Origin of the sequence: Enterobacter cloacae complex sp. 418I7 (genome assembly GCF_050030705.1) — a bacterium.
GTDB lineage: Bacteria > Pseudomonadota > Gammaproteobacteria > Enterobacterales > Enterobacteriaceae > Enterobacter > Enterobacter intestinihominis.
Genome location: NZ_JBLGUU010000001.1, coordinates 3,463,847 through 3,480,510, shown reverse-complemented (window position 1 = coordinate 3,480,510; position 16,664 = coordinate 3,463,847). Strand labels below are relative to the sequence as shown.

Annotated in this window: 15 protein-coding genes and 1 pseudogene; 6 read left to right on the top strand and 10 right to left on the bottom strand. The window is 56.8% G+C overall.

Features of this window, described 5'->3' with window-relative positions:
• Positions 1 to 418: 418 nt before the first annotated feature.
• Positions 419 to 1,336 carry a LysR family transcriptional regulator gene (locus ACQG0S_RS16740; protein WP_048965951.1) on the bottom strand — a complete coding sequence of 306 codons (918 nt, stop codon included), beginning with the start codon at positions 1,334 to 1,336 and terminating at the stop codon, positions 419 to 421.
• 98 nt (positions 1,337 to 1,434) lie between these two features.
• Between ACQG0S_RS16740 and ACQG0S_RS16735 the strand changes: the two genes are divergently transcribed.
• Positions 1,435 to 2,157 carry an SDR family oxidoreductase gene (locus ACQG0S_RS16735; RefSeq protein WP_023298428.1) on the top strand — a complete coding sequence of 241 codons (723 nt, stop codon included), beginning with the start codon at positions 1,435 to 1,437 and terminating at the stop codon, positions 2,155 to 2,157.
• Positions 2,158 to 2,195: 38 nt separating this feature from the next.
• Here the strand turns inward: ACQG0S_RS16735 and ACQG0S_RS16730 are convergent, their stop codons facing one another.
• The 3 genes from ACQG0S_RS16730 to ACQG0S_RS16720 all read right to left on the bottom strand — a co-directional run bounded on the left by ACQG0S_RS16730 (position 2,196) and on the right by ACQG0S_RS16720 (position 4,549).
• Positions 2,196 to 2,942: an SDR family oxidoreductase gene (locus tag ACQG0S_RS16730; protein ID WP_022649104.1), complete on the bottom strand. Its 747-nt coding sequence runs from the start codon at positions 2,940 to 2,942 to the stop codon at positions 2,196 to 2,198.
• Positions 2,943 to 3,043: 101 nt separating this feature from the next.
• The gene (locus ACQG0S_RS16725; protein WP_022649103.1) at positions 3,044 to 3,925 is read right to left on the bottom strand and encodes a helix-turn-helix domain-containing protein; all 882 of its coding nucleotides are present in this window, start codon (positions 3,923 to 3,925) and stop codon (positions 3,044 to 3,046) included.
• Between the two features lie 18 nt (positions 3,926 to 3,943).
• Positions 3,944 to 4,549, bottom strand: coding sequence for an NADPH-dependent F420 reductase (locus tag ACQG0S_RS16720; protein ID WP_048965950.1), 606 nt, complete (start codon positions 4,547 to 4,549; stop codon positions 3,944 to 3,946).
• A 108-nt stretch (positions 4,550 to 4,657) separates the two neighbouring features.
• Between ACQG0S_RS16720 and ACQG0S_RS16715 the strand changes: the two genes are divergently transcribed.
• Complete coding sequence (locus ACQG0S_RS16715; protein WP_048965949.1) at positions 4,658 to 5,587, top strand: LysR family transcriptional regulator; 930 nt, start codon at positions 4,658 to 4,660, stop codon at positions 5,585 to 5,587.
• 14 nt (positions 5,588 to 5,601) lie between these two features.
• Here the strand turns inward: ACQG0S_RS16715 and ACQG0S_RS16710 are convergent, their stop codons facing one another.
• The 6 genes and pseudogenes from ACQG0S_RS16710 to ACQG0S_RS16685 all read right to left on the bottom strand — a co-directional run bounded on the left by ACQG0S_RS16710 (position 5,602) and on the right by ACQG0S_RS16685 (position 11,720).
• Complete coding sequence (locus tag ACQG0S_RS16710) at positions 5,602 to 6,780, bottom strand: hypothetical protein (protein ID WP_048965948.1); 1,179 nt, start codon at positions 6,778 to 6,780, stop codon at positions 5,602 to 5,604.
• An 11-nt stretch (positions 6,781 to 6,791) separates the two neighbouring features.
• Positions 6,792 to 7,583 (bottom strand): HpcH/HpaI aldolase family protein, encoded by a 792-nt coding sequence (locus ACQG0S_RS16705; RefSeq protein WP_048965947.1) that lies wholly within the window; start codon positions 7,581 to 7,583, stop codon positions 6,792 to 6,794.
• Positions 7,565 to 8,308: an alpha/beta fold hydrolase gene (locus ACQG0S_RS16700; RefSeq protein ID WP_048965946.1), complete on the bottom strand. Its 744-nt coding sequence runs from the start codon at positions 8,306 to 8,308 to the stop codon at positions 7,565 to 7,567. Before ACQG0S_RS16700 ends, ACQG0S_RS16705 begins: the two co-directional genes overlap by 19 nt.
• Before the next feature lie 8 nt (positions 8,309 to 8,316).
• Positions 8,317 to 9,081, bottom strand: coding sequence for an SDR family NAD(P)-dependent oxidoreductase (locus ACQG0S_RS16695; protein ID WP_426750609.1), 765 nt, complete (start codon positions 9,079 to 9,081; stop codon positions 8,317 to 8,319).
• A 3-nt stretch (positions 9,082 to 9,084) separates the two neighbouring features.
• A pseudogene (gene hisD, locus ACQG0S_RS16690) lies at positions 9,085 to 10,337 on the bottom strand (histidinol dehydrogenase).
• A gap of 144 nt (positions 10,338 to 10,481) precedes the next feature.
• Positions 10,482 to 11,720, bottom strand: a complete 1,239-nt coding sequence (locus ACQG0S_RS16685; RefSeq protein ID WP_022649095.1) for an MFS transporter — start codon at positions 11,718 to 11,720, stop codon at positions 10,482 to 10,484.
• Between the two features lie 308 nt (positions 11,721 to 12,028).
• On the opposite strand from ACQG0S_RS16685, the gene ACQG0S_RS16680 reads away from it, so the two are divergent.
• The 4 genes from ACQG0S_RS16680 (at position 12,029) to hisD (ACQG0S_RS16665) (ending at position 16,612) form a co-directional block, all read left to right on the top strand.
• Positions 12,029 to 13,099: a LacI family DNA-binding transcriptional regulator gene (locus tag ACQG0S_RS16680; RefSeq protein WP_048965943.1), complete on the top strand. Its 1,071-nt coding sequence runs from the start codon at positions 12,029 to 12,031 to the stop codon at positions 13,097 to 13,099.
• Positions 13,096 to 14,067, top strand: coding sequence for a nuclear transport factor 2 family protein (locus tag ACQG0S_RS16675; RefSeq protein ID WP_023298418.1), 972 nt, complete (start codon positions 13,096 to 13,098; stop codon positions 14,065 to 14,067). The genes ACQG0S_RS16680 and ACQG0S_RS16675 overlap by 4 nt, the downstream gene beginning before the upstream one ends.
• A gap of 106 nt (positions 14,068 to 14,173) precedes the next feature.
• Positions 14,174 to 15,316, top strand: a complete 1,143-nt coding sequence (locus ACQG0S_RS16670) for an ester cyclase (RefSeq protein WP_015571629.1) — start codon at positions 14,174 to 14,176, stop codon at positions 15,314 to 15,316.
• The gene (gene hisD / locus ACQG0S_RS16665) at positions 15,317 to 16,612 is read left to right on the top strand and encodes a histidinol dehydrogenase (protein ID WP_048965942.1); all 1,296 of its coding nucleotides are present in this window, start codon (positions 15,317 to 15,319) and stop codon (positions 16,610 to 16,612) included.
• Positions 16,613 to 16,664: the final 52 nt, after the last annotated feature.

Sequence of the window (16,664 nt, the reverse complement as noted above, 5' to 3'; positions counted from 1 at the left end):
GGTTAGGTTTAATTGCTGCTTAATTGTAGTTTAAGTTAGGGTAAAATATCTGGTGTATGATATATTTAAAACTCTCTCATTTGTAAAATATATTTTTACGGGCGGGTTAATTTCTGCTACTCAAAAAAATTACGTATTTTCTTCTCATGTTTAATAAATAAAAGGCCGCAAGCGAGGCCTTTCAGAGGCTATCGGTATTAGCCTAAAGAAATTATGCCGATTTCCACGAGGGCGGCTAATGTCAAAAGAATAAAGAGGATAACAACTATTGGTCTGTACATTTTTAAGGTTCCATCCTTGTGTGAAGTCCTGCCCATCGTGTCCGTTGTCATTTTCCATGGTAATGACGTGCTGTCGTTGATGCTCATCAAAGGGACGCAGTAGATTGAGGAAAATCTGCATTCAGGGTTGGAACCATTTAACGCAGTGTAGGCTGCGTGGCGGGGAGCTGTCGCCACTGGCGGATGTGCTCGATCAGGGCTCTGAGCTTGGGGGCCATATTGTGGCGCTGGGGAAAATAGAGATAAAAACCAGGAAAAGATGGAAGAAACGCATCCAGTAAGGAAACCAGCTGTCCTGATTCAATGTACGGTGTGAAGGTGTCCTCCGTGGCAAAGGTTATACCACCGCCGGCCAGCGCGAGGCTGAGCATAAGACGCAGATCGTTAGTGGTGATTTGTGGTTCAATTGCCACATCGAAAGGGACGCCTGCTTCCTCAAACTCCCAGCGATAGGGGGCAACGTCCGGGGAAGGGCGCCAGCCGATACACCGATGAGCGACCAGTTCACGGGGGTGCGTCGGTGCGCTGTGTGTCGCCAGATAGGAAGGTGAAGCCACCACCCGTTCACGCTGCTGGCCCGTAAGGGGAATAGCGATCATGTCTTTTTCGATAACTTCGCCCAGCCTCACCCCGGCGTCATAGCCCGCTGCCACGATATCGAATTCCTCATCTGACACGAAAACATCAAGCGATACCGCAGGATGCGCGGCCGTAAACGAGGCGAGCAGTGGGCCCGAAAGAAATGCTTCCGCAATTGAGGTGACTGCGATCCTGAGCTGTCCGCGCGGTATGCTGTCCGAGATAACATCGTCAAAGGCCGCCTCAATGTTGGCGATGGGCCCCAGCAACGATTTATGCAACCGTTCACCCGCTTCGGTGAGCCTTACCGAGCGCGTGGTGCGCATCACCAGCAGGGTCTGAAACCCATCTTCGAGACGTCTTATTCCCTGGCTGACAGCGGAACGGGTTATGCCCAGGCGCCCGGCGGCAGCGCTGAAGCTGCGTTCTTCGGCGACCGCCAGAAAAAGCGGTAACAAATTAAGATCGATTTTCATTGTTTAACATTGCTAACCAGTGAGTCCAGTAAAGGCAGGATACAAGAAACAATGGTCTGTATCTATGATTGCAGTGAACTCAACTGAAGGAGTAAAACATGAACAAAGTCATCTTAATTACCGGCGCCTCCAGCGGTATCGGAGAAGGTATCGCCAGAGAGCTCGGCAAGGCAGGCGCAAAAGTGTTCCTGGGTGCACGCAGGCTGGATCGCATCCACGCTCTGGCTGATGAAATCCGCAGCGCAGGAGGGGAGGCAGAGGCTCAGGTATTAGACGTTACCAGCCGCCAGTCGATGGCCGCCTTCGTTCAGGCAGCACGGGATAAGTGGGGCCGCATTGACGTACTTATTAACAACGCGGGCATTATGCCTCTCTCTCCGCTTTCGGCTGGCAAGCAGGATGAATGGGAGCGCACCATTGACGTAAATATCAAGGGCGTACTGTGGGGTATTGGTGCTGTTTTGCCGATTATGGAAGCCCAGGGCTCGGGGCAGATCGTCAATATAGGCTCGATTGGTGCCTTGTCCGTCGTGCCCACGGCCGCCGTCTATTGCGCGACCAAATTTGCGGTACGGGCCATTTCCGATGGTTTACGTCAGGAAAGTTCGAACATCCGTGTGACCTGCGTCAACCCTGGGGTAGTGGAAAGCGAACTGGCCTCGACCATTACGCACGAAGAAACCATGGCGGTGATGGATGCGTACCGGGCTATTGCTCTCAAACCGGCTGATATCGCTCGCGCCGTGCGCCACATCATCGAGGCGCCTGAGAGTGTCGATACCACCGAAATCACCATCAGACCTACGGCCTCTGCAAACTAACGTAGCGGGTCAGGCACCAGCCTGCCCGCTTCACCCTCTTACCACGGCTGTTCGGTCGGCATAATAAACAGCTCTGCCACGTCCACATGTTCCGGTGCCTGCAATACGTAAAGAATCGAGTCGGCGATATCATCGGCTTTCAGGAACGTCATCTTCTCCTTCAGCTGTTCCATCTGTGCACGATAATTTTCGTCACTGATATGCTCGAATAATTCACTTTCAACGGCACCCGGCTGAAGCGAGGTGACGCGAATGTTGAACTGAGGGGCCAGCTCCATACGCAAAATATCCGAGAAGGCGGCAACCGCGTGCTTCGTCGCGCAGTATACGCCCAGTCCGGGAAAGGTTTTACGCCCGGCGATCGACGAGGTATTGATAATATGACCAGAGCGCTGTGACTGCATAATCGGCAGTACGGCCGCGACCGTGTTAAACAGGCCCTTTACGTTTACATCTACCATTCGATGCCACTCGTCAACACGGAGGCTGGCGATATCCGAAATCGGCATCAGCCCGGCGTTATTAAAGGCGATATCAATATGGCCATAGCGTTTGTGCAGTGCCTCCACCCCTTTATTAACTGAGGCCGGGTCAGTGACATCCATGGCCAGCGCCATGGCTTCCCCGCCAGCAGCCTCAATTTCAGACACCAGCGCCTGAAGACGATCCAGACGGCGGGCAGCGAGACCCACCCTGACGCCCTGTTCCGCTAACTTTTTGGCCGTGGAGGCACCAATTCCGCTTGAAGCACCGGTGATGAGCGCGACTTTACCGTTGAGTTCCATAGTTGATCCTCTTGAGAGTTGATTTCAACGCTTCAGAAAGAATGTCTGAAGTACGGGTCAATAATGGATCTTTCTGGCAATCGCTTCGCGCGGGCTTTTGCTCAAACTGTCGGGCTTTTGCTGCGAACGGCATCGCTGCGATAGTGGGAGGGCGTCACGCCGTTATGCCTGAGGAATACGGCAGCAAAGTGGCTGGGGCTGGTGTATCCGACGTTCAGTGCAATATTGATAATGGAATCATTGCTTTCCGATAGCATGCGACGCGCCTCCTCCATGCGTAGCCGGATAAAGTAGTGAGAAGGGGAAAGTCCGGTTGACTGTTTAAAGGCGCGGCTAAAATGGTATTCGCTAAGATCGGTCAGTTCAGCCAGGCGTGCCAGGTCAAACGGCTGGGCTAACCCTTCACGCATTGCCGTGAAGACCCGGTGCAGCTTAAATGCCTGCAAGCCCCCGCGGTGTCGTTTCGCATGTGTGCCATAGGTGCGAATCAGATGTACTGCCAGCGCCTGCGCAATGCCCTGAATAAACGGGCCGCTGGGTGGATTTTGCAGATACAGCTCCTGACGTATCTGCTCCAGCAGGGCGGATAGCGTGTCGTCGCGCGCGCCGGAGACTTCCCGCAGTTCATACTCCTGCATCATAGCCACTCCCATATAAACATGCATAACGACGAAAGGCGTATCTGGCCCGGCGTGCCAGCGCATTTCAGTAGGAGAAGCCGCCGTTGTGAGAAAGAAATCGCCTGCGGTAACGCGGTTTGCTAACCACGGCTCACCGGGGGAACGCTCCTCAACGACGGCATTACCTGAGAGGATCCAGACGATAAAAGGCTCCGGCACTGCCGGAATAATGACGTTTTCCTGCACGTGTCTGCGCGCCAGAATTTGCACGAATACATCCCGGGAAGATTGCGCCCGATGTTCCCTGATCAGCTTGCCGGGAAGGTATTCTTCAAAGGTCTCTGCGGAAGTACGCTGCGTCATATTTATCGTTGCCTTTAGCTATGCCAGTTGCACCAGGTTCACCGCCGGAAGAGGACCTCCGGGGAATTGTTGTAGCGTACCGCCAACCTCCAGGCTGCCTAAATCAATACTTGCGAAGCCCAGTTGACCGGCTAAGGCTGTTATTTCCGCCTTTGCGTCAGGATGGTCTCCGGAGATAAAGACGACACGACGGCCACCCGCCTGCGCCGGATCCTGAGCCAGCACCCCTGCAAGGAGAGTATTGAAGGCTTTAACGACGCGTGCACCCGGAGCCCACTGTGTCACCACCTGGCTTGAGTTTTTTCCGCCCAGTTCAGCCAGCGTGAAGCCTGGCAGTATGACCGGGTTGGTCGCGTCGATCAGGATACGCCCCTCCCAGTTGATGCCGCGTAACGCGGCCTCGGTTTTGTCCCAGTTTGTGCTGACAAAAACGATGTCGGCCTGGGCGGCCTGTTCTACGGTGCCAGCGCGAGCCCCGTGGCCCAGTTTCTCAACCACCGCAGTCAGGCTTTCCGGCCCGCGGCTGTTACTCAGAATAGCGTTCATGCCCGCTTTAACCAGTTGTTCTGCAAAGGCTTTCCCGATAGCGCCAGCGCCGATGATACCTACAGTAGTCGTTTTCATATTGTATTTCCTTCATTGAAGAGTAGTGAACATGCACTGAGAGTAGTAATCTTTGACCTATCTGAATAGCCTATATAATTAGATGGGATCCATCTGCTGGAGCGATACATGCTGGACGGTATGTCTGTTGATCAACTCCGCACCTTTATTGCTGCCGTTGATGAAGGGAGTTTTTCCGCCGCCGGTCGCAGGCTGCGGCGCGCGCAGTCGGTTGTCAGCGCGACGCTGGCAAACCTTGAGGCACAGGTCGGGTTTCCATTATTCGATCGTACCGGGCGTTATCCGACGCTGACGGAGGCGGGCGTCGCCATGCTGGAAGCGGCGCGTCTTGCCACTGGCGGGATGGACGCCTTTAAGGCTAAGGCGCGCACCTTAGCCGAAGGTCTTGAGCCTGAACTGGCGGTGTCCGTCGACGTGATGTTTCCCGTAGCGCAGCTCACCGCTGCGGTGCAGGCGTTTCAGCAGGCATTTCCTGACACCCCGCTGCGTTTGTATGTGGAAGCGTTGGGGGCGGTGTTCCAGCCTTTACTGGACGGTCATTGCCGGGTGGCGATAACCGGATCGCTGCCGCATCTTCCGGCGGGATGCACCTCAGAATTCCTTCTCAGCGTGCCTGCGGTGGCCGTTGTCTCCCCTGAGCATCCGCTGGCGAACGCGTCCGGTCCGATCCTTCGTTCACTTTTACAGGAACACGTCCAGCTGGTGCTGACCGATCGCTCCTCTCTCACCGTGGGCCGAAGCTTTGGCGTCATGTCGTCAAAGACATGGCATTTAGCGGATATGGGCGCGAAGCACGCCTTCCTGCGTGCCGGACTGGGGTGGGGTTATATGCCGCTGCCAATGGTCGAGGAAGATCTCGCAGCGGGAAAACTGGTTACGCTGAACGTGCCGATGCAGCCCGACGTCGGGCCCGGTTTTTCCATGCAGGCGGTGCACCTGGAGGAACATCCGCCCGGCCCGGCCGGACGCTGGTTCGTTAACAGGCTGAAAATGCAGGCTGGCATGCCTCTCAACGAACGCAGCGGATCCGGCAAGTGAGCTCAACGGATAATTCAGGTTTTGTTGCTGTTGCATGTCTCCAGTATCGCACCGGCCCGACGGGCCGTGGCAGGCAGGATGTCGGCATCGGCTACGTAGCCATCGGGATCGAGACAGCGATTGTGTTCTCTCGCCTGTTGCAGGATCGCTTCATCCCAGTAGAGGCGCTTACGCTGATCGCCGCGGGTCGTCAGAATAAACTCCGTTTTGCCGTCAACCGCGCGGTAGCGACGCCAGCTGTTTGCCGGAACAGAGATCACCGAACGTTCCGGAGCGATAACGCTCACTTCTTCGCCCGCCTCGTTCCAGGTGACCTCCAGCTGGCCTTTAAAGACCATAATGACCTGAATATCCGGGCAGAGATGGCGGCCCACAACGTGATCCTCGGCGAGACGCAGCCATTCGACGGAAAAACCGTGCGGGCTCACGATAGCGGGAGCGGAATCCCGATCCTGTGAAATGCCGAAACCGATAACCGGCGCAATTTCGCCGCCGTGTCCTGGCAGCACCGAATCCAGCAGTCCCTGGGCTGACCAGCAGCGGTCATCGCCGGTTACCGCACGCTGGCGCATCTCCTCAACGCTGTAGTCACGCAGCCCGGCAATATATTCCTCTGACAGCGGCGTCAGCAGCGCGGCGGGGTCAGGCCGCGGGTCGCCGGTTTCCTGTGTGATGAGCATGTTGTCTTTACTCAAATACATTCCGTATTCGCTGGCTGCCGCCAGCACGGAAGGATGCCAGATGATGCCGCCCGTGTTGTCCCCGCCGAGCACCGTAAACACCATACCGCTGGTCTCTTCTTTACTGACGTTGGTGAAACCGCGGAAGATCCAGGTCGGTATTGAAAGGATAGTGGGTGCGCTAAATTCAGCTTCATGCTCGCCGTTGGCACCCCAGCGAAAACGCCATATTCCTTCATGGATCAGGAACACCTCGGCGGTGAAATGCAGATGCAGATTATTCGTCACCCCTTTCGGCATAGCCGCCGCGCCAATGTTAAAGCCGTGCGGCTCGGGAATATTGACGACCTGCTCGCTGGACTGGGTTACACCCGGGCCGATGAAGGAATAGTTTTGTTTGAGATGCGAGCCGGGTAGCTTGCAATCAATAAAAGCAAGATTACAGGAAACCATGTCCTCGGGGGCGATTAACCGTGTTCGTGCCTGACTCTGGGTAAGATGGATGGTTTTCATTATTTCTCCTTTTAATAACCGGATGCACCGGTGGTAGGGATAGCGTTGCCGCGGGCGAGGGCAATGGCTTCACGCGAGGCGCGACCCAGTTGCATGACGTCGTTTGCAGGGGTAACAAACTGAAAACCCTGATCAATGCGCGCTGCGGCGGCCGCGCCGGAAGTGCAGAAAATTCCGGCAATCTTCTGCTGCTGGCGGCAGCACTGAATCACCCGCTCAATAGCAGCAAGCATTTCGGGATGATGGGATTCGGCGCTGGCGCTGCCGGTCAGCGTCAGTGAGAGATCGTTGGGGCCAATAAACACACCGTCCAGCCCTTCGGTATCAAGGATGGCGTCAAGATCAGCCAGCCCTTCGCGGGTTTCGATCATCGCCAGCGTCAGGATCTCGTTGTTAGCGTGCTGTGGATAATCACTGCCGCCGTAGAGTAGACCTCTGGCCGGACCAAAGGAGCGAACACCCAGCGGTGGATAGCGACAGGCCGCGACAAAACGGCGAGCCTGTTCCGCGCTGGAGATCATCGGGCAGATTACGCCGTAGGCTCCTGCGTCTAATACGCGCATGATTTGCGCCGGATCGTTATCTGCCACCCGCACCAGCGGCACGGCAGGCGTGGCCGATAGCGCCTGTAGCATTGACAGCGCGCTGGCAAAATCAATCATGCCGTGCTGCAAATCGACGGTGACGGCGTCGTAACCCTGATGGCCCATAATTTCCGCGCTATAACCGGACGGGATCGCCAGCCAGCCGTTTATGATGGGAGTATTTTCCAGAAATGCGGTCTTTAAACTGTTTTTGCGCACTGTATGCACTCCGTTATCCACTGACGCAGCAGCGGCGCGATCTCATCCGGGTTTTCCAGCGGAATAAAATGCCCGCCAGCCTCCACCGTATGTCTGGTCACGTTCGCGTTGCCTGCGGCCAGTAGCTGATGATGATGGGGCGTGCAGATAACGTCCTGCGCGCCGTTTAGAAGTAATGTGGGGCAGGAGAGGACGTTAAACGCAGTCCGGTTGTCCTGCCGGTGAATGGCCATTTCCGTTTGCCCGGCAAAGGTCTCAATGCCGCACTCTTGCGCCATTCGGCAAATAGTCTCTTGCAGGATCCGATCGGACAGACGTGACGGGGCGACATAGCTCTGCCACAGCGAGGAGACCAGCCAGTCGGCCAGGCCCCGCGCCTGTGCGGTGCGTACCGCTTCCCGGCGTGAAGCGAGGGTGTCTGGCGCAACGGGCAACGGATTAACGGAAATCAGCGTCAGCCCGTTCACTCTTTCTGGCGCGTCGGCGGCCATTTGCAGCGCGACTATGGCACCGAGAGAAAACCCTGCCAGCAGAAAGCGCGGCGGCAGAACCTCTAATAACCGCCGTGACGCCTGCGGCGCGGACTCCGCACCCGTCAGCGTAATACAGGACACCGCTGCGACATTCAGCCGTTCAATAACGGGCTGCCAGAGCCGGGCGTTACAGAGCGTGCCACCAAGCAGCACCAGTGGCAGATCGGTATTGTCCAGAAGCGGATATTCCATTGCATCCCTCACGTAGCGGTCCCGCCGCCGTCAACCATCAGGGCACTGCCGGTGATCAGCCCGGCGGCATCTGAGGCGAGAAACACTACCGGGCCCATAATGTCCTCCAGCTTGCCTAACCGGCGCAGCTTGATGTTGTCCAGCACGTAGTGGCGGAACGCCGGATCGGCAAGCGCCGGGCGCGTCAGGTCGGTTTCAATGAAGGTCGGGCACAGCGTATTAACGCGGATCCCCGCATCGCCCAGCTCCAGCGCCATCGTTCGGGTTAACCCTTCAAGCGCGAATTTGGAGGCACAGTACACGCTACGCTCGGGGCCACCAACGTGTCCCATTTGCGATGAGATGTGAATAATCGACCCTCCCTTACCGCCCGCCCGCATTCTGCGCGCCACGCGCTGGCTGACAAAAAAGGTGGCGCGCAGGTTAAGCGCCATCACCGCATCGAAATTGTCCTCGTTCACCTCAAGAAACGGCTGGTGGCGGGCCAGCCCGGCACTGTTCACCAGAATGTCGGGCGTGGGCAATGTCGCCAGCACACGCTCAACCTCCTGAGCGTCGGTAATATCCAGCTCCAGCGGGTGAAATGCGAGCCTGTGTTCCGCTGCCACACCTGCGGCATGCGCCAGCGCCTCGTGGCCCCGGGCGGCGATCCATACCTCTGCGCCCGCCTGTGCGAGGGCGACGGCGGCAGCGAAGCCAATCCCTCTTGACCCGCCGGTTACCAGCGCGCGTTTGCCGTGCAGGGTGAAAGAGGGCGTTTGCAAAAGCGTCATGGCTTACACCTTTTCCCTGACCGGGGCCGGTGTGGCGTAGGGAACCTCCGTCTGGCCATAACGGCGCACGCGAATATTGGCCTGCTCGGCATGTCCGGCGAAACCCTCCAGCAACGACAGACGCGAACAATAGCTGCCGATTTCGGCGGTGGCTTCGTCGCTGAGGACTTTCTGGAAGGTGCAGGTTTTCATGAACTTGCCCACCCACAGGCCGCCGGTATAGCGTGCGGCTTTTTGCGTCGGCAGGGTGTGGTTGGTTCCGATCACCTTATCGCCGTAGGCCACGTTAGTACGCGGCCCAAGGAACAGCGCGCCGTAATTGGTCAGGTTAGCCTGGAACCAGTCGTCCCGGTCGGTCATCACCTGAACATGTTCGGAAGCGATACGATCTGCCTCCAGCAGCATCTCTTCGTAGCTGTCACAGACGATGATTTCCCCGTAGTCCTGCCAGGACTGGCGGGCAATGTCGGCGGTAGGGAGCTTTTCCAGCAGCCGTTCCACTTCGCTGAGCGTCTCTTTGGCAAGCTGGAGCGAGTTCGTCAGCAGGATGGCAGGGGTGGTGACGCCGTGTTCGGCCTGGCCCAGCAGATCCGTGGCACACATTTCCGCGTCAACGGTGTCATCGGCAATCACCAGCGTTTCCGTCGGACCGGCAAACAGATCGATACCTACCCGGCCAAAGAGCTGGCGTTTGGCCTCCGCGACGAAGGCGTTACCGGGGCCGACCAGCATGTCGACCGGTGCCAGCGAGTCCGTGCCCAGCGCCATGGCGCCTATCGCCTGAATGCCGCCAAGGGCATAGATTCCGTTGCGCCAGCCATTTTTTGCGCCGCGACAATCGCCGGGGCGGGCTGACCGTTAAACGGCGGGGCACAGCTGATAATTCTTGAGCACCCCGCCACGCTGGCGGTGATAATCGACATGTGCGCGGAGGCGAGCAGGGGATATTTTCCGCCAGGCACGTAACATCCCACGGCGTTAATCGGAATATTTTTATGCCCAAGAATAACGCCGGGACGCGTTTCAATTTCCAGATCCCGCAGGCATTCTTTCTGCGCGCGGGCAAAATTCGCCACCTGCTGTTGGGCGAATTCAATATCCTGAATATCCTGGCGGCTTAACTGTTTTATGCAGCGGTCGATCTCCGCGGGGGTCAGACGATAATCCTGACGGTCATAACGATCGAATTTAATGGATAATTCGCGAATGGCTTTATTTCCACGTTTTTCAATATCTGCAAGTATTTGCTCAACCATTTCTCTTATTTGCTGGTTGGCTTGCTGGCGCTCTTCGGTAGATTTACCGGTTTTTAATTTCCAGGACACACGCTTCTCCTTACCTTTTTTAGATGTCAGTTGTCCTCCCGGCAGACCGGGAAAGGGTGTTTACTTCAGAGTGGGTTATTGATCCGGCGCTGCGGCGTACGCACCGTTTTTTAATAATTGGGCTGAGGTTTGCGTTTTACGGGCATATACCCATCGAGCGGACAGCGGCGTGGCAATAGCGGCCACAACGGAAAGGGCGGCAATCAATATATAACCGGACGACAGGTTAATATGTTGCATCATTACGCCCATCATTACCGGCCCGACAAACATGCCGCAGGAATAAATGGTCTGGAATAGTCCCATTCGCGTGGATTGTTCATCAGACGAGGTATTCACTACGCTGAGCGACATAAATGCGGCAAAGGCCATACCGAACGAAAAACCTGCCAGCGCCTGCCACAGGTAAATGACGTACATATTGCTGGTAAAGGGAATGCCGAAGGTGGAGATCACCTGTAAAACGATGCCGAGCACGGCGGTTTTTACCAGCCCAAGGCGCTGATAAAACACCGAGCTGCACAGGGCGATGGCCAGCCCGTAAAACAGAAGGTGGATGTTTCCGAGCACCGCGAGGATCCCCGCCCGGGCGCCGAGCTGTTCGGCGTAGACCGGCGTCAGCGTGTCCCGGGTGGCGAAGGGCACCAGAATGACGACGGTCGCCAGGATGCCAATCAGCCAGACGGAACGGTCGGCCAGCTGCTGGCGCGCGCCGGTGATGCAGGCTTTAAGCGTGGGGGCCTGCACCGGGTCGTGCACGTCCTGAATGCGGGTCGTCAGGATCAACGCCACCAGGGCGGAGATGCAGGAGACAAAAAAGGCGATGTTATTGGCAAAATAGTGAATCAGCACCGCGCCAATACAGTTGCCGAGAAACACGCCGATGGGCCCTGCCAGCGCCAGCAGCGCGACGGCGGCAGGGGCTTCGTTGCGACCGAAGTAACGCATGAACAGGATGTTGTACAGCACCCATGTCGCCGCCGTGACGCCGTCTGCCGCTTTAGCCAGATACAGCGTAATGGCATTGGGTTCAAGCCAGGCAATTGGCCAGGCGATAATTGGCAGCAGCAGGCCAATCTGGATGAAGATCCTGCGGCTTTTAACCACGTCGGAAATAATGCCTAACGGGAAGCGTATCAGAAGGGTTGCCAGCCCGGATGCGCCCATGATGATGCCCATGATCTGGGGCTCAATGCCCTGGTTGATCATCATGGGGGCCAGGAATGCATCAATGCTATGGATGCAGATAAAGAACAGGATGCTGATGATGAAAAAGAGCCGGGCTTCCCGACGGCGTAACAGTGCTTGAAACATGGTTTTGAACCTCTTAAGAATTAATGGGTTATAACCAGTCAGGGACGACGTTTACCGGTTCAATCCTTTGGGCGACTCCTGTTCTCTCCGGTACCATTGACGGTATGAAAACTCTTTGCATACGTATTCAAGATTTGAAGTTACGAAAAGGTTTCATGTTTGTAAAGTGATCTCGATCTTGTTGTGAGAATTTTAATTTTTTGTGTTGCATACGCATGCAAAGGTGGTGTAAGTATAAAAAACACCCACTTGCTGAGGCGTTTGAAGCACGCGCAAATGGGCAGGACGTTGATAAGGAATCAGGGGTAATGAAACGTAAGACTTTTGCAGCAGTCACATCCCAACAGGTCGCTCAACTGGCGGGGGTATCGCAATCTGCGGTGTCGCGAACGTTCACGCCGGGGGCCAGCATTTCACCGGCAACGCGTGAAAAAGTGCTGAAGGCGGCGCGCGAGTTGGGCTATCGCCCGAATGCGATAGCCCGTTCGCTCAACACGGCGCGTTCGCGCATTATCGGTGTCGTCATTTCTTACTTTGATAACCCCTTTTACTCGCAGGTGCTGGAGGCGCTGGCACAAAAGCTGGATACGCTGAACTATCACCTGCTGCTGTTCGTTGGCGACCGGGAAGGTAACGTTGACCGTATTTTTGACCAGATTATGCAGTACCGGGTGGATGGCATTGTGCTGGCCTCGGTGACGCTGTCGCTGGAGTTGTCCGAGGAGTGTCTTGCCGCCGGGATCCCGGTAGTGCTGTTTAACCGCAGCGAAGAGAGTGGCATGGCCTCCAGCGTCAACAGTAATAACGAAGCGGCCGCGCGGCAGATTGCCGAGTTTCTGCTGGCGGGGGAGCACAAGCGTTTTGCCTACGTGGGCGGCGTGGCTGATTCCCCGGTCAATATCGCCCGCCAGCACGGGTTCATCTCCACGCTGGAAGAACATGGCATCACCGATGTGCGGGTGGTGCACGGGAATTACGACGCTCAGCAAACCACCCGGGCGGCTTATACCCTGTTTTCGGCGTCGCCAGCGCCGGATGCGGTCTTTGTCGCCAACGATCATATGGCCGTCACGGTAATGGATGTGGCGCGCTATGAGTTTGGTTTGCGCATTCCGGAGGAGGTCTCCATTGTCGGGTATGACGACATCGGCCCTTCCGGCTGGCCCTCTTATGCGTTGACCTCGGCGTCGCAGCCGGTCGGCGCGATGGTAGATGCCACGGTTGAACTGTTAATGAAGCAAATTGACAGCGGAACCATAGAGCCTGAACAGATTACGGTGCCCGGTACGCTGGTGATACGCCACTCGGCGCGTCGCCCACGCAGCGGCGTTATCGAAACCAATGGTTTAACGCTATTCCAGTCTAAGGAGCGCACATGACCAGATTGCGGGGCTTCAGCCCTCAATTCGACTCTATCCAGCAGTTCATTTTGACGCTGACGCACGTGGTGTGGGAGCAGAAAGATATCGGCCAGCTGGCGGATTTTTACGCCACGCCGGTGGTTTTCACTACCCCCGAAAAACAGCTGCATGAGCTTTCCCAGTTTATGCGCCTGACGCTTGAGGCGATGCACAGCTTCCCGCAGCGAGCGGTGCTGACGGAGGATATTCTGTGCAGCCAGAACCCGGGGGACGAGTACTATGCGGCTCAGCGTACCGTAGCCCGCATTCAGCATCAGGGGGAGGGGTTTTTTGGCCCGCCGACCGGGAAAAATGTCTGGGTCCGCACCTGGGCCGATCGCATCTGTGTTGATGGGGCCGTACGCCAGGAGTGGCTGCTTCAGGATCGTGCAGCGATTGTGGCGCAACTGGGGCTGGATATCCGCGAATTTGCCTTTAACCTGGCGACCATGCGCCAGCAGCTTGGCGTGGAGGCGGTCTCTGCCGAGACGCTGGATGCCCGCTGGGCGGGCGGGCCCGAGGGCGACGACGTAGAAGGGGCGCTGGCAGGCGTCGTTGAGCGCTACTTAACCATGTGGGCGGGCGGTAACAGTGGCGTGGTGCCCGGTCTCTATCACCCGGCGGCGACGCTTTACGCGCCGGGTCATTGCCTCTGCACCGGTGAGCAGGAAATTGGCGCACAGCTTTCTGGCTACCGCGCTTCATTTGCCGACAGCGAAACGCAGCTCCATCATCTGATTGTGCGTAAAGATCCTAACGAGCCGAATCGGCTTTCCCTGCGCTGGTCGTTATTAACCTGGCATGACGGTTACGGCAAATTTGGTGCGCCAACCCGTAAACCCATATCAATTACCGGTATCAGCCAGCTTGAATTACGTGATGGTTTAATTTTCCGTGAATATCTGGGGATCGATGAATTAGCGATCTGGTCGCAAATAGTGAATTAACAGGGGCGGCAGCCCCCTTATTCTGGCTGCCGAAAATAATCGAGTTTAATTCACCCTCACTTACGGGTGCGGGTTCTTATTGTCTGAAAACAGAGCAGGAGTTTATATGTCTTCCACCGAAGCAACAAATAAAGCACCAGCCGTACCCGAAAAAAGCAGCGTGAAATCGCTGAAAGAGGAACCTGTATTACAGGTGGAACGTCGTGATTTTGTCGATCTGGTACCGGAAAAAAGACCGCGCGTGCAATCATTACGCGGCTTTGATGACTGCTATACCGATATTGTCGATTATATAGTTCGCTGCACCCATAAAATATGGGACGAGCGCGATGTCGGCTTAATTTATTCTCACTATACCCATAACTGCGTGCTGTATAACGCGCTGGGGACACTCTATAACCGTGAGCAGGTGGTACAGGATACGCTGCAACGCTTAATTGCCTTCCCGGAGCGGCGCGGCATGGCAACCCAGGTTATCTGGAACGGAAATGATGTTGACGGTTTTTATACCTCTCACCTGGTGACGGGAAGCGGGCGGCATACCCAGCACAGCCATTTAGGCAAGCCGACCAACCGCACCTTCGTTACCCGTACCGTGGCGGATTGTATGATCCACGAGAATAAAATTTACCGGGAGTGGGTGGTCAGCGACAACATGTCGTTAATGAAACAGCTTGGCCTGAATACCGATCAAATCGCATTTAATATGGCAAAGGAGCAGTTCGATAAAGGCTTCCGCGTGATGGACATCGGCGAAAATGGCCGCATGCTGGGACAATATCCGCCGGAGATGGAGTGCGATGTATCCATTGCACACACCGATACGGAAGAGCAGTGTCTGCGCTGGCTGCACGAGATCTACAATCGTCGGATGTTCGGCAAAATCAAAGAGGTTTACGCCCCTAACGTGCAGTGGCATGGCCCGCTGATGAAAGAGCTGTACGGCACCGCGGCGGTAACCCATCAGACGCTGGCGCTGGTGGGGATGATCCCTGACGGCGCGTGGCTGCCGCAGCATATCTGTTCCAACCCGTGCGATGAAGGCGGCGTCAAAGTGGCGGTTCGCTGGATCATCGAAGGGCATCACCTGGGTTACGGCGAACTGGGCAAGCCGACCGGAGAACGACTGTTCGTGATGGGCATGTCGCACTACCACATCGTCAACGGCAAAATTGTTGATGAATGGGTCGTGTATGACCACCTTGCGCTGCTGGCGCAAATCAAACTCGGCCAGATGGAGGACGCGTAAATGTTAAATCAGGTGAGCTGGATTAAGCGCCCGCAGGGGCAGGATGCGCAGGCCGATCGTTCCCTGACGGAGAAGGTCAGCGCCATTATCGAGCGCGTGAAAACCGAAGGCGATACGGCGCTAAGAGCCTTTTCGCAGCAGTTTGATAACGTCGTGCCGACGCAGTTTGAGGTGAGCGAGCAGGAGATCGCCGAAGCACTGGCGGGGATGGATGCCCAGACGCGTCGCGACAGCGAGTTTGCTATTAATCAGGTGCGTCGTTTTGCGCAGGCGCAGCTGGCGACCATGCAGCCGCTGGAAGTTGAGACGCTGCCTGGCGTGCATCTCGGTCACCGGATCATCCCGGTGCAGACGGTGGGCTGCTACGTGCCGGGTGGGCGTTACCCGATCCTCTCTGCGCCGGTGATGTCGATTGTCCCTGCGACGGTGGCGGGCTGCGAACAGATCATCGCCTGTCTGCCGCCGGGAGCGCATCCGACGATGATCGCGGTTTGCCATCTGGCGGGCGCGCACCGCATTTTCAGGGTAGGTGGCGCGCAGGCCATTGCGGCCATGGCCTGGGGAACGGAGAGCATTCCATCGGTGGACAAAATCGTTGGGCCAGGCAACGCCTTCGTTAACGAAGCGAAACGCCAGGTGTTTGGTCGAGTCGGCATTGATGCCCTCGCCGGGCCGAGCGAGATTTTCACTATCGCTGACGACAGCGCCGATCCGCGCATTCTGGCCGCCGATATGCTGGCGCAGGCAGAGCACGATATTCATACCCGCGTCGGGCTGGCGACAACCAGCCGGGATATCGCTGAGCGTACCCTGGCGGAGGTTGAGCGTCAGCTTGCCAGCCTGCCAACGGCCGCCACGGCGGGGGAGGCGTGGCGCCGGCAGGGTGAGATTGTGCTCTGCGAAGATGAAGCACAGCTGATTGCGTTTGCTGACCATATGGCGACGGAGCATTTGCAGGTGCATACCCGCGATCCGCACGCGACGGCGGCGAAGATCCGCAACTATGGCTCGCTGTTTATTGGTCAGAACGCCAGCGTGGTGTTCTCTGATAAATGCTGCGGCACCAACCATACGTTACCGACGATGGCGGCGGCACGCTATACCGGCGGTCTGTGGGTTGGGGCGTACGTCAAAATCTGTACCCATCAGTGGATTGACGAGCAGGGTATCCCGGCAATCGCAGAACCGGCGATCCGCCAGAGCCGTACCGAGGGGATGCAGGGGCACCGACGGGCGGCGGAAATTCGTCTGCGTCCGCAGGACATTGATGCCATTACTACCGGCATGCGGGACTAAAACGTATCCCGGGCAGCCTTCTGCCCGGTTTTCATTACGAGGGAGCCTGAGT